This is a genomic window from Paenibacillus sp. TSM33, assembly GCF_056099025.1.
Genome location: NZ_JBLZXB010000023.1, coordinates 1 through 19,539 on the forward strand (window position 1 = coordinate 1; position 19,539 = coordinate 19,539).

General features: G+C 45.9%; 15 protein-coding genes. 3 read left to right on the forward strand and 12 right to left on the reverse strand.

All coding sequences use genetic code 11. From position 1 onward, the window contains the following. Together ACN6NF_RS23280 and ACN6NF_RS23285 are read right to left on the reverse strand one after the other, a co-directional pair. A partial coding sequence (locus ACN6NF_RS23280; protein WP_474319813.1) for an Ig-like domain-containing domain occupies positions 1-1,129 on the reverse strand: 1,129 nt, incomplete at its 3' end. 17 nt (positions 1,130-1,146) lie between these two features. Continuing rightward, on the reverse strand, positions 1,147-2,970 hold the full coding sequence (locus tag ACN6NF_RS23285; RefSeq protein WP_474319814.1) for a motility associated factor glycosyltransferase family protein: 1,824 nt from the start codon (positions 2,968-2,970) through the stop codon (positions 1,147-1,149). Positions 2,971-3,485: 515 nt separating this feature from the next. Between ACN6NF_RS23285 and ACN6NF_RS23290 the strand changes: the two genes are divergently transcribed. Continuing rightward, entirely contained in the window at positions 3,486-4,718 is a 1,233-nt protein-coding gene (locus ACN6NF_RS23290) for an MFS transporter (RefSeq protein WP_474319815.1), read from the forward strand. A gap of 134 nt (positions 4,719-4,852) precedes the next feature. Here ACN6NF_RS23290 and ACN6NF_RS23295 read toward each other — a convergent pair whose 3' ends face one another. Beyond that, complete coding sequence (locus tag ACN6NF_RS23295; RefSeq protein ID WP_038978192.1) at positions 4,853-6,532, reverse strand: glutamine--tRNA ligase/YqeY domain fusion protein; 1,680 nt, start codon at positions 6,530-6,532, stop codon at positions 4,853-4,855. A 205-nt stretch (positions 6,533-6,737) separates the two neighbouring features. On the opposite strand from ACN6NF_RS23295, the gene ACN6NF_RS23300 reads away from it, so the two are divergent. Together ACN6NF_RS23300 and ACN6NF_RS23305 are read left to right on the forward strand one after the other, a co-directional pair. Next, positions 6,738-7,463 (forward strand): copper amine oxidase, encoded by a 726-nt coding sequence (locus tag ACN6NF_RS23300; RefSeq protein ID WP_474319817.1) that lies wholly within the window; start codon positions 6,738-6,740, stop codon positions 7,461-7,463. A gap of 84 nt (positions 7,464-7,547) precedes the next feature. Next, a complete protein-coding gene (locus ACN6NF_RS23305; RefSeq protein ID WP_474319818.1) occupies positions 7,548-8,096 on the forward strand; it encodes a GNAT family N-acetyltransferase in 549 nt (182 codons plus the stop codon). A gap of 98 nt (positions 8,097-8,194) precedes the next feature. On the opposite strand, the gene ACN6NF_RS23310 is transcribed toward ACN6NF_RS23305, so the two are convergent. From ACN6NF_RS23310 to ACN6NF_RS23350, 9 genes are all read right to left on the reverse strand, one after another. Beyond that, positions 8,195-8,689, reverse strand: a complete 495-nt coding sequence (locus tag ACN6NF_RS23310; protein WP_474319820.1) for an N-acetyltransferase family protein — start codon at positions 8,687-8,689, stop codon at positions 8,195-8,197. Between the two features lie 125 nt (positions 8,690-8,814). Continuing rightward, positions 8,815-10,044, reverse strand: a complete 1,230-nt coding sequence (locus ACN6NF_RS23315) for an MFS transporter (protein WP_474319822.1) — start codon at positions 10,042-10,044, stop codon at positions 8,815-8,817. A gap of 46 nt (positions 10,045-10,090) precedes the next feature. Continuing rightward, entirely contained in the window at positions 10,091-12,223 is a 2,133-nt protein-coding gene (locus ACN6NF_RS23320) for a molybdopterin-containing oxidoreductase family protein (protein WP_474319823.1), read from the reverse strand. A gap of 356 nt (positions 12,224-12,579) precedes the next feature. Then, a complete protein-coding gene (locus tag ACN6NF_RS23325) occupies positions 12,580-13,425 on the reverse strand; it encodes a formate/nitrite transporter family protein (protein WP_474319825.1) in 846 nt (281 codons plus the stop codon). A 382-nt stretch (positions 13,426-13,807) separates the two neighbouring features. Next, positions 13,808-15,169, reverse strand: a complete 1,362-nt coding sequence (locus ACN6NF_RS23330; protein ID WP_474319826.1) for an FAD-dependent oxidoreductase — start codon at positions 15,167-15,169, stop codon at positions 13,808-13,810. Between the two features lie 395 nt (positions 15,170-15,564). After that, positions 15,565-16,041: a glutathione peroxidase gene (locus ACN6NF_RS23335; protein WP_474319828.1), complete on the reverse strand. Its 477-nt coding sequence runs from the start codon at positions 16,039-16,041 to the stop codon at positions 15,565-15,567. A gap of 104 nt (positions 16,042-16,145) precedes the next feature. After that, positions 16,146-17,039 carry an ABC transporter ATP-binding protein gene (locus ACN6NF_RS23340; protein WP_474319830.1) on the reverse strand — a complete coding sequence of 298 codons (894 nt, stop codon included), beginning with the start codon at positions 17,037-17,039 and terminating at the stop codon, positions 16,146-16,148. A gap of 178 nt (positions 17,040-17,217) precedes the next feature. Then, positions 17,218-18,237: an LLM class flavin-dependent oxidoreductase gene (locus ACN6NF_RS23345; RefSeq protein WP_474319831.1), complete on the reverse strand. Its 1,020-nt coding sequence runs from the start codon at positions 18,235-18,237 to the stop codon at positions 17,218-17,220. A gap of 137 nt (positions 18,238-18,374) precedes the next feature. Then, positions 18,375-19,520, reverse strand: a complete 1,146-nt coding sequence (locus ACN6NF_RS23350) for an AI-2E family transporter (protein WP_013373486.1) — start codon at positions 19,518-19,520, stop codon at positions 18,375-18,377. Positions 19,521-19,539: the final 19 nt, after the last annotated feature.

Below are 19,539 nucleotides of genomic sequence, written 5' to 3' on the forward strand. Positions count from 1 at the left end.
CATGCTGTCCACTGATTTGGATCGTGCCTCCGTAGGTTGTTCCTCCGCTCACATCTATCCGTCCTGCTTCACGTCCATCTTCCTCGCGCACCACCAGATGGCCGGTACCCAGTTGCACCGCTTCGCTAAAGCTCATTTGCAAATCTGTCGTCAGTGCTTGCCCGCTCCCTTCTGGAAACAAGCTCGTATAACGAGGTCGCTCATCCCGCGTACGGAACGTCCAATCCTCCGGTGTATGCATCCCTGCATACGGGTTCATTGCAAAGTCCGTCAGTGCTCCCGAGGTAATTTCCAGATAGTACGACTTCCCTTCCTCTAGTCCACCCGAAAAGGTAAAGTGGGCGTTATTTCCCCAGGTTGATACAGATCTCCCCTTTTGCCAATCACCTGATATCGATAACTCACGCACTACCCCTCCTCCCGAAGCCTCATGCAGCCTTACATAACCTTGGTTCCATCTTATGGGCTCATTAAACTCCATTACAAAGTTCGCATCGTAGGGGCTCACCCCGCTCATATCCGGACCCTCCGGTCCCTTACTTACCAGCTTCGGTGCAGTCATATCTGCGGTCCGGAAGCTCCACGTGTTCTTGTCCCAAACACCGTTTGAGCCCTGACCTCCACGATCTACGAACATCCCCGAGCTGACTTCTACATAGTACCGAGTATTGTCTGACAACGAGTGATCCAGCTCCATCCGTACATGCTGTCCACTGATTTGGATCGTGCCTCCGTAGGTTGTTCCTCCGCTCACATCTATCCGTCCTGCTTCACGTCCATCTTCCTCGCGCACCACCAGATGGCCGGTACCCAGTTGCACCGCTTCGCTGAACGATATATCTAGATTGGCGGACAAAGAAACGCCACTTGCCTGGGGTGAAAGCCAGGTATAGTATGGCGGCTCGTCCATTTGCGCCTGCATATAGACCGATGAAACCACGCGGGATGGAGAGACATCCTGAGCGAACCCGTCAGACACTGATACACTTTCCGTCGTGCTGTCGCTCATGCTCTCTGATGCGAACGCAGCTGACACATAAGGGTTTACAAGGTTGAGCACTTGTGTTGTCAGCACACTTGCCTTAATCATTCGATTTATATGTTTCTTATTTCTTTTTTTCTTACTCATATACGTGCTCCTTTTACTTAGGTGTGAATGAAACGGTGAAATTCACGGATGTCACTCTTGATTTCCTTATAGTCTTGCTGACATTTCCATATGAATTCCCCGAAATACAGCAGGATTTGCTCCCCTCTACTCATAGGATTCCTACTGCTTTGAATGGCGTCCATCTTACTGTACAAGAACTCATACCGCATACGTTGACGAGGCAGAACATATATCTTGAAAAAACAATTACCTAATAATGAAGCAAACAAATTGTCAAACTGTCCGAACAACACGTTCAGCATATTAGCCTGCTTTAGGCCAATCTTATGTTTAATTTTGAGCAGAGCATGATGAATCTGTTCCATAATGGTTTGAAAAACCTCTTCATCCTGTTGGAGCTCTGCAATGCGTGATTTCAGAAACAAGGGATCATATTTTGACTCGTTGCTGATTTGCAGCCATGAAGCATTAATCGATCCCTTTAACCGCCTTTGAATCACTTCTTCTAAATTGTGAAAAGTCGTCCCTTGGATAACAGCGCCATCACGCGTTGTGTTTATAAAATCAGTTTCCTTCGCTCTACTGATGTAAAATTCCATCTCTGTTTTCATTTTGATAAAAGACTGCCGAGTAACCACCTGCTGACCATGAACGCCCTCCACACGTGGCAAATCTGCACTAGCTGGTACGCCTCTGGCATGGGTAATTCCCTCAGCATAATATTGCTCGCCCCGATAAGCTAAGTTTTGACCTACCAACACAATAGGGTCTGCCTTCATACGGATCATACATTGAAGCGCAATGACGGCTACAGAGGGAGCATCATTAATAATTGTTGGCTTATTTCCCTCGGATGTGCGCAATACATGCTTGCAGAGTTCATCCTGAGAGATGATGATATGCATGAGACGCCCTGGATAGGCATCGAGTGTGTGTTTACCGACTGTACTGCCGAAAATGAGGGGTATAGAATCAATTTGCTTGTCGATCACTTTCTGAATTACATTTACGTTGTATTCATTAGGGTCATAACTAAATGTTCCGTGCGGATAAATGTCATGCTCCACCAGCGTGTTCACTGCAGAACCTACCGTAAACAGGTATGCAAGATTATTTTCCCGAATGTAGCGAAGGTGCTCAATTTCGTCGTTAAGCGAAGGACCAGCAGAAATAATCAAGACTGGCTTGCCTTCTATGTACTCTGAGCCGGCATGCAGAAAATCAGAACTATGTAAAATAAAGGGGAAATTGTGCATGCTGTTTAGCGCCCACTTTTTTTCGTAAACATGGTTGATAGCCATTTTTTCCTTCTTATTAGAGACCATTCTATACAATGTTTCATTAAACTTCTTCAATTCCGCAGTAAATAAAGCGCGATACGGGAGCCACGGAATGACCAGCACTCCAGATACACGGTCAATCAACCTCTGCAATATTCCAATTGTCTCCCCAGTAATTGCTCCTACCATCACCTCTTCGATCTTCTCACCAGCAAGCCAATCGTTTTCATTCAGATTCTGTAAAAAAATATTCATCACGCCAGTATCCGGCTCGACAATGGAGAAACTAGTATTTGGGTGTATGCGCAGAAATTCACGAATATGATACCCTAGTCCTACTCCAAAAAAGATCACGTGCGCTTGAGGCTCTACTTCTTTAAAACCAGATACAAACAACTCTGCTTCCCGCACAGGCTGCTCACGATCATGCAAATAATATGAACGTCCCTCACGAGTCAATACTACGTTAGGCTCGTTGGGTTCAGAAGTCAGGAACTCACACCCTTCTCCCGCCTGAAGCAGATGAAGCCGAGGAAAACGGCGATACAAAGAGTTGTCTCTACGATGCTGTGATGCCATTTTTCAATCCTTTCCACCGAATATCTCATAAAACCAAACAATATAGATCAGTTGACTTATACCGTATATAACCAAATAGGAATAGCATTCTGATTTTATGTAATATTTGCGACAATATATTTTGATTCAGAAAAAAATAATCCTAAATTCACCTGATTATGGATTAAGTATCGGTTATTCACGATATAAACTTTAGGTCTTAAGAACCTATTTACAAATAAAAACTTTGTAACCAGCAAAACATCTGTGTGAACTAACCATATATGGACTCTAATGCGGCAATTCATCTGTATATCGCGTACTAGAACCACAAAAATTAAAGTTAACAATATAAAGCAGTAATTATTAATTCATTTAAATCAATATCAAACTAGTATAATCAAATAATTATTACATAATTGTAATTTTATTGGTTTGTTAACCCTTTCAACACATGATACATTGGAATAAAGAACCTCCCACAGATCGGCATCGGTGCGTAGTTCTCTATCGGGCTAAGAAAGGAATGGCTTGTCTTGCAAAAGAGAGAAATTCAAGAGACTCCCCTATATTCCCTAAAGCTGTATAACTTTTTTCTATATGGAGCTATGGTCATTTTCTCCAGCTTCTTTCCGTTGTATCTACAAGATATCGGCATGGACAAGCTGGAAATCGGGAGTCTGATGGCCATCGGACCTTTTGTATCTGTATTCGCGAATCCTTTCTGGGGATATACAAGCGACCGCAGCCGAAATCTCCGACGTATTCTACTATTTATGATTATAGGTACACTGTTACTGCTCCAAGCTTTATTTCATGTTCACACGTATGTCATGATTTATGTGTCGATGATTGGCTTTTACTTTTTCCAAAGCCCATTATTCGCCCAAAGCAATACCCTGATTCTTAGCTATATTGAGGGCACAGACCGGAAATTTGGTGCATTCCGCATATGGGGTTCCTCCGGCTGGGCTGTGATTGCGGCCGTTGCCGGCATAGTGGTGGACCACACGGGAATATCTAGTATATCCACTATATTTACGGTACTTCTTCTGGCTGCATTAGCCTGCACTTTGGCAATTCCGCCACTGAAAAGCACTGTGGAGACGGCAACCATTCATTTGCGTGGCTTTGGCAGTATTTTATTAAACGGATACTTTATATCCTTCATTTTATTAGGCATCCTTGTATCGATTCCTAATTCAATCAACGGCGCCTTTATGTCCCTGTACATCACCGAACTGGGTGGGTCCAAGCTGATGCTTGGTTTTGCCGTTTTTATGTCATCGGTATTCGAAATTATTGTCTTTTTACTGTTTGATCGCTTCTTGAAGAAAAAAATGACCGTGATGGTCGGCTGTTTAGCTCTGGTCAGTTTGCTGTTTGCCTTGCGCTGGGAACTCATGGCCCAGGCCACAGACCCGATTCAGATCGTGTTCATTCAGGCACTTCATTGTGTCACCTTCGGTGGATATTTCTATGTAGGCACCCAGTTGACCGTTCTGTTTACCCCGGTGGCATATCGATCATCCGGACAGGCCGTATATACCTTGACCTGGAGTGGTATATCCGGGATCATAGCTGGTTTTGCGGGAGGTTGGCTATTCCAGAACTTCGGCGGTGAAATGATGTACCATGCAGGTGTATTCTTCGCCCTGCTTGGCTCTGCGGGATTCGCTATCATGTGGTATATGCTGTACAAGAACGGTTACCAGCCAGGACATGGTGGCGAGCACAAACCGATAGAAGAAGCACCACAACGACAATAGAGCGTCTTCAAGTCGATGGTCATGTTCTGAGGAATGAAGAACGGATGTGCGTAAAATAAAGGAGTCTGCCGCTGGCAGACTCCTTTCTCATTTGGTCGCACGAAACAACCATTCGTCCCACTCTTTCCAACAGCTTATTGCTTAGGCAATTGGAAGGAGCTTTTCAATGATACCACACGGTTAAATACAGGCTCACCCGGTTTGGAAAGCTTCGGGTCTACACTGAAATAACCATGACGGAAAAATTGGAACTTGTCCTGAGACTGTGCTTCTTTCATATTCCGCTCCACATAGCCATGTGCAATTTCCAAAGAGTTCGGATTTAATTGATCAAGGAATGTTTTTTCCGATCCATCCTCTTCCAGTACCTCTGGTTCCTCTGCATTAATCAATGGCTCATACAAACGGAATTCAGCCGGAACAGCCTGAGTAGCCTCTACCCAATGGATCGTACCTTTCACTTTACGTCCCGTAAAGCCCGATCCACTCTTGGTTTCTATATCATAAGTACAGTGAATCTCCGTTACACGACCGTCCGCATCCTTAATGACATCGTTGCACTTAATGAAGTAAGCATGTTTGAGACGCACCTCATTACCAGGGAACAAACGGAAGTATTTGCTCGGTGGATTCTCCATGAAATCCTCACGCTCGATATAAATCTCACGAGAAAACGGAATTTGGCGGGTTCCAAGCTCCGGATTTTCTGTATTGTTCTCCGCCTCCAGCATTTCCACTTGTCCTTCAGGATAGTTCGTAATGACCACCTTCAACGGATCTATAACTGCCATCGTACGGGGCGCCTTAAGCTTCAAATCCTCACGTGCAAAATGCTCCAGTACCTGCAAATCAATGACTCCGTAGGCTTTGGAAATGCCTGTCTCATAGACGAAGCTGCGAATGGCCTCTGGCGTATAGCCGCGACGACGCAACCCAGAAATGGTTGGCATCCGCGGATCATCCCAGCCGTCTACGTGTTTTTCATCAACCAGAAGTTTGAGCTTACGTTTGCTGGTTACCGTTTGAGCTAGATTTAGCCGTCCAAATTCGTATTGATGAGGTACGTTTTCCATCTCGCATTCAGCTACAACCCAATCGTACAGTGGGCGTTGATCTTCGAACTCAAGCGAACAAAGCGAATGGGTTACGCCCTCAATTGCATCTTCCAGCGGATGAGCATAGGAATACATCGGATAGATGCACCAGGTATCGCCTGTATTGTGATGGGCCGTGTGTGAAATACGGTAAATAACCGGGTCACGCAAATTGATGTTTGGCGAAGCCATATCAATCTTAGCACGCAGCACCTTTTCTCCATTCTGGTATTTGCCTGCACGCATCTCTTCAAACAGCTTCAAATTGTCTTCCACACTGCGATCCCGATAGGGGCTGTTTTGTCCCGGTTCTGTCAGTGTTCCGCGTGTTTCACGAATTTGGTCCGCGCTTTGGTCATCTACGTAGGCTTTCCCCTTTTGAATCAGCAGGATAGCACGCTTGTACATCTCTTCAAAGTAATTGGAAGCAAAATGTTTTTCTTCCCATTCATAACCAAGCCACTTCACGTCCTCCTGAATGGAGTTCACGTATTCCGTGTCTTCCTTCGCCGGATTGGTGTCATCAAAACGCAGGTTCGTGCGTCCTCCGAATTCATCTCCCAACGAAAAATTGATCCAGATAGCTTTAGCATGTCCAATATGCAAATATCCGTTGGGTTCAGGTGGAAAGCGTGTAACAACCTCCTTTACCTTACCCGTACGTAAATCCTCTTCAATAACATTTTTAATAAAATTGGGGGGAGTAATCGGCTTCTCCACGCTAATCAACCTTTCTTCCGTATAATCTGTATACAACCTGTTCCCTTAAATATACCCTTTCACACCGCATAACTCAATAAAATGAAAATTGGGATGCTCTCTTCAGCAAAAAAAGATGCAAGTTATGAAAAAGAGTTAACATTTTCGGCAAATAAATTCGTTATAGTGTATATATCTTTTATTTTACCGGAAAAGGAGCCCACCCGTGTTTAAGCTGTTGATCGTCATCCTGCTGTCTATGCTGCTGTCCTCTTCCGTTATGACTACCGATCATCCTTCTTCAAGCATGGTGACCGAAACTGCTTTATCTCATCCGCTGGCCAGCGCGCCAGAAGACTCAACTGTCCGCCTATACGCCGTGAGCCCGTCCCAGGGACTCTTCCATTCAGCCGTACTGGAAATCGGCCAGCAGCGCCGCACATTCCAGTGGTCGGGCTCAGCGGATATTTCCACCGCACCACAGTTATTTTACAGAGATGTAAACGAAGATGGGGTCCGTGATGCAGTTATCATTCTCACACGTGCCTCGGGAACGGGTGTGGAATTGCAGGAGTTGCATATTGTTAACGTACAAACAATGGAGGAATATGCAGTTGAATCAGCAGCAAATGCTGTATCCCAGCGAGTACATAGCTCCGTGGAGCTACGTGACCACAACCGCCAGGTGCATATCGCTGTTATGATTGACGGTACTACACACACGATGGACCCCAAAGCGTCTGTATTTTACGATGATCCAGCCCAATTTACAAAGCATCTCGATTTTAGCTCCGTTGTAATGTATGACGCCGAACAGTTCCCACTGCATGCCACTGTATCTGGTAGCGTATCACCAAGCGAATTTATAGGGGATTTGGATCTGAAATATGTATATGAGCAGGGGCGGTTCCGGGTGGGACCTATAAAATTTAAAGCTTCCTCTCCCTTTTGACGACTCTCGCAGAATAAGGTAGCATGGGATTAAATGCTAGACTGGCTGGTTTAGCGATTTTCCGAGTGAAAGAGGGGATTCATCATGTTTACATATGCGTTGGACGAACGCACAGTCCTTCGGCCGCTCACCAAGGAGCATGTGCAGCCTCTGTTTGAGCTGATCGAAATGTCCCGTGACCGTCTGCGTCAGTGGCTTCCATGGGTAGACTCCACCACGGAAATCAGCCATACAGAGCAGTTCGTGCAAGGCGCCTTGAAACAAGCCGCAGAGAACGGTAGCCTGACCGCTGGAATTTGGATAGACAACGAGCTTGCTGGCATCATCAGCTACCATGAGATCAATTGGGCTCACCGGTCGGTTAGCATCGGATACTGGCTTGGGCACGGTTACGAAGGACAGGGTCTCATGACCAGTGCCTGCCGCGTATTCGTTGAATATGCGTTGATGGAGTTGGACTTGCATCGGGTCGAAATCCGTTGTGCAACAACGAACCGCCGTAGCCGCGGTATTCCAGAACGCCTGGGCTTTGTGCTCGAAGGCATCATACGCGAAGCGGAGTTGCTACCAGATGGCTATATGAATCACGCAGTGTATGGTATGCTCCAGAATGAATGGAAGCAACTTCGCTAACCTTGTACTGTGCAAAAACGCCGTAGGCCTGATTAGGTCTGCGGCGTTCTTGGTTATGGGCTGGACATTACAACCGATGCCTGTGTGTAGCCTCCGGTCTATTTTAAGAAATAGGCCATTAGAATATCATCCACGAATTGGCCTGCGATATAAAACTCCTCATGCAGCCGCCCTTCAATTGCAAAACCGCATTTTTCATAAAACATAAGGGCTTCCGTGTTACAGGACAGTACACGCAAACTTAACTTGCGTATGCCCTCCGCAGCTGCAATCTCCTTCATGGAGTTCATGAGCGCCGTCCCAATACCTTTGCGATGATAGTCTGGACGTACAGCTATATTTATTTCGAGTACATGACAATTACTAGCCAACAGCGTTGGAGGACGAAATCCAATATACCCGCAGAGTACTTCCTGTTCGATGGCGACCAGTTGAGAGCCAGGAGGCGTATTGCGCAGAAACTCTCCACGCGACTTCCATGACAGCGAAGCAGGAGCCGTGCGCTCATTCCATACCAATTCATCCAGCGCAATCAGATCAGGAGCATCCTTCATCTCCGAATGACGTATCGTCAAGGGTTGACTTGTAAACAATTCCTTTCAATCCTTCCTGTGAAGGCTTTCCTGAAGCAATAACTGCAACCATCTGTCACCTATTGTACCATAATCACAGCTCATTACTGAACTTTTATTGGGACTTAAGAACCGGGAACATCCACCTAAGAAGAAGTAGTATCCAAGTTATCCAAATCATGCCGAAAACGATTCAACCAGCTATGCAGGACGAAAAACAGAATGGATAATACGGCTACGCCTAATGCCAGCCAAAGTGTGGGCGGTAACCCACCGCCATCATACAACTTTCCCATAAAATAAGGTCCCATCACCCGTCCGGCTGCGCCAATGCCCCCCACAAGTCCAATGTAAAAGGGTGCACCCCGACCTCCATGATCAGACAGGAATGCTGGAACCGCAGGTGCAATCAGCATTTCTCCCAAAGTCGCTAGTACCATAGCGAATATCATCCCAGTATAGTTCTGTGTGCCCAGTATGACAATATAAGCTGCCAAATAAAATCCTCCAGCCCATGTCATTTGCGCAGAAGCGTGATGAGCGTACAGCCGTTTGATCCAGAAAATAATAGGTTGTGCAGCAAAAATAAGAATACCATTTAACGTCCATAGTAACCCATACATCGTTTTGGGCAGGCCCTGCTCAATTATATGGGGAGAGACTCCCGTATTCCAGATCGAATTGCCGAACCATAAAAAAAGCGAGCCTAACCCCACAAAGAGATACAGCCTGGTATCGCGAAACAGCAATCGAGCTGGTATTTCCTCTCTTTTCACCACAGACTTGCTGAGCTGAACTTCCCCCTCTTCCCGATCTACCCTGCTTAGATAAGACCAGAAGAATCCGGCAAACACCGCAGAAGTTACCCCGTTCATCACAAAGCTGAGCTGATAGGAAAGGTCGGCCAGAACGCCGCTCAGTCCCGTTCCGAGTGCCACCCCAATATTGTTCGCGACATAAATGATATTAAACAGCTCTCCACGTCGGTCAGCAAAACGAAAACCTACAAAGGCCTGAATCGCAGGCACAGATACCACATTAAAAAAGCCGATAAAGCCCATCATGATGACAAATGCTACCCATTGACCACTGGTAAATGGAAGCGAGAGAAGCCCCAATGCATTCATGGCCAGTGAACCGACAATCAGTTTTTTGGCTCCAATACGATGATAAAGGGCTCCGCCCAGCACTTGACCGAAAATTCCGCCCAATGACTGTACTAAAATCGCAATCCCCGCATCTTCCATACTACGGTTCAGTTCGTCAAATACATACATGCTAACGAGCGGCCACATGAGGGAACTCCCAGCGGAATTAATCAGGCTGGCAATGAGAAATACTTTTACTTCTTTCGGATAAGACTCCAACCATTTCATATCTTTTGCTTCTCCTTTTGCACCTGACGCCATGAAAGGCATATTCTCATTGGCGCTTCACATTCACCACCGTTGAGAAAAAAGTAGCCCCCTGCCCCATGTCCGACAGCCGGTCAGAGGTTAACGCATTGGCACGCTGTCTGCGTCCTTTGCCTTTCCACCATAATCCTTGGCTAATCACCGTGCCGGGCAGCATCAGATCGGTGACCTTGGCTTTTAATTCATACATCCCCCTGTCATTCCAGACGGTAACCGGATCACCATCTGCGATGTCTCTTGCCTGAGCATCCTCCGGGTGAATTTGCAGCAAGGGTTCCCGTTCCAAGCGCTGATGTTTGGGCAAATTAGCAAATGTAGAATTCAAAAAATTATGGTTTGGCGGTGAAACAAACATCAATGGAAAACGTTCATCCGCTTGTGGTCGATGCTCTCCGTCATACCCTTCGATCAGCGGTACATAGGAGGGCAATGCGGGCAGACCTGCTCGTTTCATTTTTTCCGAATACAACTCAATCTTGCCTGAAGGCGTAGTTAAACGCTCCAAATAAGCAGCCTTTGGCGTCATATCGAGCTTTACAAAAGGCGACTTTGTTAAGGCATCCAAGGTTACACCGTTGAGATAAGGATTCGTTGGATTATCAAGCGCGCCTGCGATCATGTCCTCTTCACTTTCCGTAAAGGCAGCTTCATCAAAGCCCATTGCCTGTCCGAGCAGGCTAAATAGCTCATAATTGCTTTTGCTTTCCCCAAGCGGATCAATGACGGGCTTCTGCATCTGGATATAGTGGTGCCAGTACGATTTGTATAGGTCTGTTCCTTCAAAAGAAGACGCAGCAGGCAGCACAATATCTGCATAGCAGGCCGTATCGGTAAGGAACAGATCATGAACAACCGTAAACAGATCCTCTCGTTCAAATCCCTCTGTCACCCGTTCCGAATCGGGTGCTACAACTACCGGGTTACTACAATATACGAATAACGCCTTAATCGGCTGTTCCTTTTGTAGCAGCGCTTCTCCAATCCGGTTCATGTTGATCACCCGAGCATCCGGGTTTTGTCGCAGATCAGGACGCTCCAGATGGGCGCTGTTAATCTTGGCGTAAGCGCCATTGGAGCGCGACGCTCCACCGCCGTGCTTCAACCATTGTCCAGTGAGTGCAGGCAAGCATGTAACTGCGCGTACGTTCATACCGCCATTATCATGATGCTGAAGCCCATTTCCGATATTGATATAGGCCGCTCGCGCCTTTCCGTACATTTCCGCCAAACGGATAATATCCTCTTCCGGCACGCCGGTAATCCGCGAAACCCGCTTTGGTGTATAGGTCTTAACATGCTCGCGCAGTTCCTCGTGACCTACGGTATAGCGACGTAAAAATTCGTCGTCTGTCAGTCCTTGATCAAACAGTACATGCATAACCCCTAGCGCGAGCGCTGTATCCGTACCCGGATATAACGGAATGAACCAATCCGCCCATTGCGCCGTCCGGTTGCGATGAACGTCAATTACGACCACCTTAGCACCTTTTTTACGTGCTTTCTCAGCCAATACGACCTGATGCATGTTGGTACTGATGACATTTCCACCCCATACAATAATGAGATCTGCATCCTCTGTATCCTCCGGGCTCGTGCCGCCCTTAAACCCCATAACGGATGCCCAGCCCTCATTCCCAGCCACGCTACAAATCGTCTGATCCAGTTGGCTTGAACCCAGTGCATTGAAAAAGCGACGATCCATTCCATCCACACTTAATACGCCCATATTGCCGTAAAAGCTGTAGGGGAGTATGGATTCCGGTCCATCCGTACGTATCAGTTCCTTGAACCGACCTGTAATGGTATCGACCGCTTCCTCCCAGCTAATTCGTTCAAATGTCCCTTCCCCTTTGGCGCCTACACGCTTCAACGGATAAAGCACCCGATCTGGATCATATACGCGCTCGGTCATATTGCGGACTTTGTTGCATATAGCCCCTTTCGTAATGGGATGATCCGGATTACCAGTCACCTTGACTATCTTTCCATTTTCCTTGTGAAGCAGGAGCCCACACGTATCCGGGCAATCCAACGGGCATACAGCCGGAAAAACACCGTTCTGCTGCTCCGTCATTCGCTGTCCTCTTTGTAGATTTTGTTGAAGTGTGGCCTCAAGAGGCGCGCTATTCCGATGATCCATGGTTTAATGCTCCTTTCCGTTACCGTTTCCAAAAATTACACTGTTCTTATCATATCCACAGCTTTGGCCTATGGCAAGAGAAGGATTTTACCACACAGCCTCGCTCCAAAATATATAAAAAATCCGCCTGCTGCATAGAGCAAAACGGATTTAAAAAATCATAATTATTTTATTATCATCCTGTTTCATCATTACGTACCCAGGGTAAAAAAGATCAAGGCATTATGGACGAGAGCACACTCATCCTCCATGCCAAATCATGGACCACTCCCAAAAAAATCCGCCATGACAGGTTTCGTTCCCCCGGGCCTGTCATGGCGGATTTGCTTTGTTCATTGCTTCATAAAGTAACGTGATTATGCATGATCACTTAACGGCTTGGATGTAACTGAAGAAGTAGTTTGAGATTCATTCACAGAATGTGTGTTAGTTTGAGTCTTTTTCAGATAGGCCAGCCAGTAGGCTCCAGCCACAAACAGACTGCCTCCTACTAAATTCCCCAACCAGACCGGAATGAAATTCATAACATACTCTGCCCATGAAAAATGACCTGCAAATATAGCCGCCGGAATGAGAAACATATTGGCAACAACGTGCTGAAACCCAATAGCAACAAAGGCCATGGTTGGGAACCAAATTCCCATAATTTTGCCGCCGATAGAGTCTGTGCTATACGCCATCCATACAGCCAGTGCTACAAGCCAGTTACATCCTATACCTGATATAAAAGACTGCAAAAAGCTTTCATCCAGCTTATGTCCTGCCATATCCACCACTTTATCCAGGTAAGGACCCGTTTCGGTCAAGCCCAGAACATGCCCGAAAAAAAATGCAACAAATAATGCACCTGCAAAATTACTGAGCGTAATAATCGCCAAATTACGAAGCATAGCTCCTGTCTTAATTCGTCCTGCCCATCTCGCCAAAGGGACTGCCATCATATTGCCGGTCAGCAATTCCCCACCAGCGATCAAAACTAACACCAGACCTACAGGGAACACTGCCGCTCCAATAAAGGTAGCAATACTCCCCCATTCTTTAGGTGCACTTGCAATAACGCGTATATCCAGCAAAAACCCGAGTGCAATAAATGCACCTGCCAAAAATCCCAATACCACCGCCACAGTCCACGGGTTGTTCGCTTTGGCCACTCCTGTTTCCACCGTCTTTTCGGCAATTTGCCCCGGTTTATAGCTTGCCATCTGCCCCCGCTCCTTTAATATCTTTTAAAATATTCTTCTTTCATATTTTATTTAAAATCAGTGATTTTGTTTGTGAAAAAAATCACTTTCTTAGTTATAAAAAAAACAGCCCTTGATAAAAGGACTGTTTTTCTATTTTATTACGTCTACTGCGCTAATACGCACTTTACATTTAATTGTATTCTTCCTTTTCAACGGCTCTCAAGAACCATAGAACTCCGCCCAGACCGATGGCTGCGACAACTACAAGAAAAAGGATATAAAACAAATCCATTATAACTTCTCCCCCTAATCCTTATGCTCTCTATATTGTACTATAAGGATTCATCCGTACGCTTCAGATTGTTGACAAACTTATGAACAATGTCACAGACAAATTGAATTATACAGTAACTGGGTTCCGTTCAGATATTGTAGGCAATGCTTGCAAACCTGCCGCGTTCAGGAAATTCCAAGGCTTGTTATAGTGCGGCTGGAAGAAGAAATCGACAAAAGCCAGCTGGTCAATGGTCATATGATTTTGAATGGCTACAGACAGCGTGTTAATGGATTGCGTCAAATCCACCTTCGACATAATTTGTGCTCCAACAATTCTCCGTGTCTCCTGCTCATACACAACTTTCAGCAAAACCTTTTCCGAGGTCGGCATAAACTCAGGACGATAGCTGTCCTCAATGGTTACAGCTTCTACAGTCATTCCCTCGTCCGTTGCTGCGGCTTCCGTCATTCCTGTTCCTGCAATATTGTCTTCGTAAATTTTGATACCCGAGGTTCCTTGTGTTCCCATGTAGGCAATGGTCGGCTGTACCAGATTGCGTGCCACCAGCGTACCCATACGAACCGCATTGGTCGCCAATGGGATATAAGCTGTTTTGCCGGTTGGATTATAACGAATTGCACAACTGTCGCCTGCTGCAAACACATCCGGGCAGCTACTTTGCATATAATTGTCCACAATGATTGCACCGTTAGGCAACATATCTACCTGGCCATTGAGCAGATCCGTTTGAGGTCGGAAACCGATACAGAGTATAACAAGCTCTGTTTCATATTCTCCTTTGGAGGTCACAACCTTGCTCACTTTACCGTTAGTCCCCTCAAAACGACTTACTGTCTCGCCAAGCACCAGCTTAATGCCATGTTCTCTCAGGGAATTCTCAATCCGGTCTGTATACTCATGGTCTAAATACTTATTTAATATGCGATCAGCACTGTCGATCAACGTTACGTTCTTACCGTTCATTTGGAATGCTTCTACCAGTTCAACACCAATGTATCCGGCTCCGACAACTGTAATGTTCTGTACGTGCTGGGCTTTCTCAATGATTTCATTCGAATGATTATAGTTTTTGCAGAGCAAAATATGATCCAGTTCAATGCCTTCCAGCTTCGGAATAATTGGCCACGATCCGGTAGTCACAATCAATTTATCAAATGTGTCCGTAAATTCCTCACCTGTTTGGAGATTACGTGCATGCAACGTTTTGCCAGCAGTATCCACACTCGTTACTTCATGGAGCATCTTGGTCACTACACCCATATCAGCCAGTTGATCTGGGGACGAATAAAATAATCCGTGCGGATCTTTGACGACACCACCTACGTACAGTGCAATACCACAAGATAAAAATGAAATATTGTCATTACGCTCATAGACCGTAATTTCGGCATCTGGATAACATTTAGCTGTGTTGACTATAGCTGCCGTACCTGCGTGTGTACATCCGATAACTGCTACTTTCATGTTGAATTCCTCCTTGGTGTGTGGGCATAAAATGTATAATAATTGTGAATACTTTCACTTAGATAACTCGTTATTCCTTGTGATTTATTTCACTTCATGCGCTTATTATAGTGTGATATTTTTCACATTACAATAGCTTTTTATGTTATTCACAATTTGTACACATTTAAAAAGGTAAGAATAGCTGAGATCAGCCGTTTGCTGAAATCCTCTTTATGCTCCATTCAGTTTTCCCTATGTGCCTCCTGATTATGCCCTTAAAACACACTTTCACACGAGTCGCTAATCTTTAGGAAAATACGTATGTGGGGAATAAAAAAAAGATCCGTTTCCCCCGAGACAAGCGGAAATCAGACCTTGTTTACACATATACACTTTGGAATTACACGAAGCTATTATAACAACTGCTCAATGGCAGCTTTCATCGCTTCCGGTGACTCCTTTGGCTCAAAACGCCCCACAGGCACACCCTCACGATTCACAATGAATTTCGTAAAATTCCACTGAATTGTACCCTCTTCCTGTTCTCCAGGCTGTTGCTTCTCCAAATATTCAAACAGAGGGGCTGTATCTGGTCCGTTCACATCCACTTTAGCGAATACCGGGAAATTAACCCCGTAATTCAATTGGCAAAATTCAACCGCTTCCTCGCTGCTGCCCGGCTCCTGACCGCCAAATTGGTTGCAAGGGAAACCTAAAACAACAAGTCCCCGATCCTTGTATTCGTCATAAAGCTTTTGCAACTCCCCGTATTGCGGGGTAAGTCCGCACTTACTGGCGGTATTCGCAATAACCAGCACTTTACCGGTGTAAGTTTCCAGAGAAACCTCCTGATTGGCTGGTGTTACGGCATTATACGAATAGACAGACATACAGCATCCTCCTTCATGTCGCTTGGTTTAGGTTCTATTTTACCCAAAACGTGACGGACATGCCAATATACCCTTTACCGTGATGCTGCCACTTAGTGCACCCTCTAACCTCTTGCTGCTACTTGTGGTCTAGCATCACGCCGCTCCGCAACAGAACCCACTGTTTGTTTCTCTTCTACATTCATTCCCTTTACTGCTTGGCTTACCGCTGGCTGACCAGCCAAAGCATACGGAAGGCAGAGGGGTACACCCGTGCGAGGATCAGTAACAATATCCGCCTCAATCCCGAACACTTCACGCAGCACATTCGGGGTCATAACCTCCGTCGGGGCTCCTACCGCCTTTGCTTTCCCTTTTTTGATCGCAATCATATGCTGAGCATATCGGGCTGCATGGTTCAAGTCATGCACGACCATAACAATGGTGCGTTCTGCCGAAGTATTCAGATACTCTAGCAGATGCAGCACTTCCAGTTGATGCGCCATATCCAAAAATGTAGTCGGCTCATCCAAAAACAATATATCCGTATCTTGTGCAAGCGCCATAGCAATCCAGGCACGCTGACGCTGACCTCCAGAAAGCTGATCAATCGGACGATCGTGAAATTCGCTCATTCCCGTTACTTGTATAGCCCACTCTACCATTTTGCGATCGTCCGCTTTCATGGAACCAAAACCTTTTTGATAGGGAAAACGTCCGTATGATACCAGTTCCGTCACGGTCAACCCTTCCGGTGCAGTCGGATTCTGCGGCAAAATAGCCAACTGCTTGGCTACCTCCCGGGTGGATTGCTTATGAATGGATTTACCATCCAACAGAACGCTACCGCCTTTAGGATTCATAATGCGAGCCATCGTTTTCAGAATGGTCGACTTACCGGAGCCATTTGCACCCACCAACGCTGTAATTTTCCCTTGCGGTATTTCTACGTTCAGATCTTCTACTATCAATCGATCTTCATAAGCAATATCCAGATTTGCCGTTTTCAGACGAAACATTTGGAATCATCCCTTTCCCTAATCCAATATATATAATCACGGGCTTAACGCACGACATTCATCAAAACTTCATTCTATCTTTATATAATAAAGATATTGATAATCATTATCAAGTGCTAACTCACAAAAAAAGACCACAGCCCTAAAGCTGTGATCTTCTGATTCTGGCAAATTCGCATTAAGTCTGTACAGAGGACAGTCCAAATGCTTCAGCCATGAGACGTATTGATTTCATCTTGGCATCAAAGTCGTGAATGATGCTCGCAACCATGATCTCCTGTGCATTATAGTCCTTGCATAATTGCTCAAGCTGACGCTTGACCTGTGCGGGTGAACCAACCACCATACGCTTGCGATTCTCACGAATGCGCATCCGGTCATATGGCGTATACGGATACGCAAGCGCCTTTTCGACGGAAGGTGTTCCTGCGGAACGCGTTCCCTGTTCCAAAAGCACCAGGGACAAGTCCATACTGGATGCCAAACGATTGGCCTCCTCTTCGGTATCCGCGCAGATCGCAAATACGGCAACAAGCGAACCTGGTTGGTCACTATGCTGGGAAGGCTGGAAGCTTTCCTGATATCCCTTCATAGCACCTGTGCCGCCTTCACCATTAATAAACTGCGCGAACGCAAAGCCTACGCCACGCTCGGCGGCCAGACCTGCGCTATCGCCGCTGGAGCCAAGCAGCCACATTTCCGGCACGGTCTCTACGAGCGGCATCGCCTGTAGCGAACCGAAGCGATGCTGGTTGCCTGTGCTATCATGCAAATAGGCTAGCAGATCATCCAGCTGCTCGGGGTACAGATCAACACCGCCCCGCATTTTCCCCTCCTGCAAAGCTCTGGTAGCAATCGGCATTCCTCCAGGTGCTCGCCCCAGACCCAGATCAATGCGTCCTGGATACAATCCCTCCAGTACCCGGAAGTTTTCCGCTACTTTATAAGCGCTGTAATGAGGCAGCATCACACCACCCGACCCCACTCGAATGGTAGAGGTACGGGCAGCCAGGTGTGAAATCAATACCTCCGGGCTGGAGCCTGCAAGGTTAGAGGCTGCATGATGCTCGGATACCCAGAAGCGATGATAACCCAGGCGTTCCGCCTCTATAGCAAGCTCAGCAGTCTTTTGTAATGCCTGTGCATGCGTCATGCCTTCCGATACCGGAGATTGGTCAAGAATGCTGAGTTTTATCATAAAAAGTCTGACCTTTCTATTTTGGAATACGAATAGGCATTAATTATAGCACGTAAAGCCACAGTTAACCAAGAGGGGCAAAATAGCAGATTTACCGCACCAATTAGCCATGTTTACTTTTTATAGAGACTTGCTTTTTACTTTACTTTATCTGCTTCATAAAGATGTGAACGCTTTTGAAAAAAACTAAACAGATGGGTCACGATTACTTTCAAGACGGCATAACCTGGAACCGCCAGTACAATTCCTACCACACCAAACAAATTGCCAGCTGTCAAAATAACAAAGATAATCGTGATCGGATGTACTCGAAGAGATTTGCCCATAATTTGTGGTGAAATAAATTTACCCTCAATAAGCTGGACGACTGTCCATACGATAACCATTTTGAGCAGCATGATCGGTGAGGTAACAATAGCTACGATTAACGCGGGTGTAATGGCAATTACAGGCCCTAAGTAGGGAACCACGCTCGTAAAGGACGCAATGACCGCAAGTGTCAAAGAGTAGTCCAATCCAATAATCAGATAACCAATATACAGCAGCACTCCAATACAGAAGCTGACAATAATCTGTCCACGAATATACGAGCTGACCTGATGATTCATTTCGGTCATGATACGATCTGTCTCTTTACGAAACATAGGTGGAAGCATTTTTAGAATCCACTGCGGTAGCTTGTGTCCATCTTTCAGCAAATAGAACAGAATGAACGGAACCGTAGCGATCGCAAGCACAGTTTCAGTAATCACACCCAAAAAGCTTCCCACACCCGTCCATGCATTATTGATAAAGCCAGATAACTTTTCAGAAGCTTTGGAGGCTAGTTCAGATGGATCTATTTGAATGGTGTTCTGGAACTGGTTGACAAAGTTACTGCCAATCAGTCGCTCAAACTGTTGTTTGACTTGCTCGGTATAGGCAGGAACATTTTGGATAAGACCCTGTATCTGATCACGGATCACAGGTACCACCGATGTAATCACAATAGCGATAATCCCTATAATGAGCAAAAACAGGACAACAATGGAGTATACCCGCTTTACCTTATTTCGCTCCAGTACATCTACCAACGGATTGAGCAGATAGTACAATACACCGGACAAAATGACCGGGAGAATGATCGTTTTAAGCAACACGATGACAGGCGTAAATATGTATGAAATTTTGGTAAGCACTAAGATATTCAAACCGATCAGCAGCAATACCAACAGGAATAACACAAACTTATTGTTCAGAAAAAACTTCTTAAACCGGTCTTTCCATGCCGGAGTTATTTCCACATGACATTCCCCTTCTCTT

What these genes read in the sequence shown, in the direction of transcription:
- ACN6NF_RS23320 (WP_474319823.1), bottom strand. Translation starts at nt 12,223, where the DNA reads ATGGATCATCGGAATAGCGCGCCTCTTGAGGCCACACTTCAACAAAAT.
- ACN6NF_RS23325 (WP_474319825.1), bottom strand. Translation starts at nt 13,425, where the DNA reads ATGGCAAGCTATAAACCGGGGCAAATTGCCGAAAAGACGGTGGAAACA.
- ACN6NF_RS23335 (WP_474319828.1), bottom strand. Translation starts at nt 16,041, where the DNA reads ATGTCTGTCTATTCGTATAATGCCGTAACACCAGCCAATCAGGAGGTT.
- ACN6NF_RS23315 (WP_474319822.1), bottom strand. Translation starts at nt 10,044, where the DNA reads ATGAAATGGTTGGAGTCTTATCCGAAAGAAGTAAAAGTATTTCTCATT.
- ACN6NF_RS23285 (WP_474319814.1), bottom strand. Translation starts at nt 2,970, where the DNA reads ATGGCATCACAGCATCGTAGAGACAACTCTTTGTATCGCCGTTTTCCT.
- ACN6NF_RS23345 (WP_474319831.1), bottom strand. Translation starts at nt 18,237, where the DNA reads ATGATAAAACTCAGCATTCTTGACCAATCTCCGGTATCGGAAGGCATG.
- ACN6NF_RS23330 (WP_474319826.1), bottom strand. Translation starts at nt 15,169, where the DNA reads ATGAAAGTAGCAGTTATCGGATGTACACACGCAGGTACGGCAGCTATA.
- ACN6NF_RS23305 (WP_474319818.1), top strand. Translation starts at nt 7,548, where the DNA reads ATGTTTACATATGCGTTGGACGAACGCACAGTCCTTCGGCCGCTCACC.
- ACN6NF_RS23340 (WP_474319830.1), bottom strand. Translation starts at nt 17,039, where the DNA reads ATGTTTCGTCTGAAAACGGCAAATCTGGATATTGCTTATGAAGATCGA.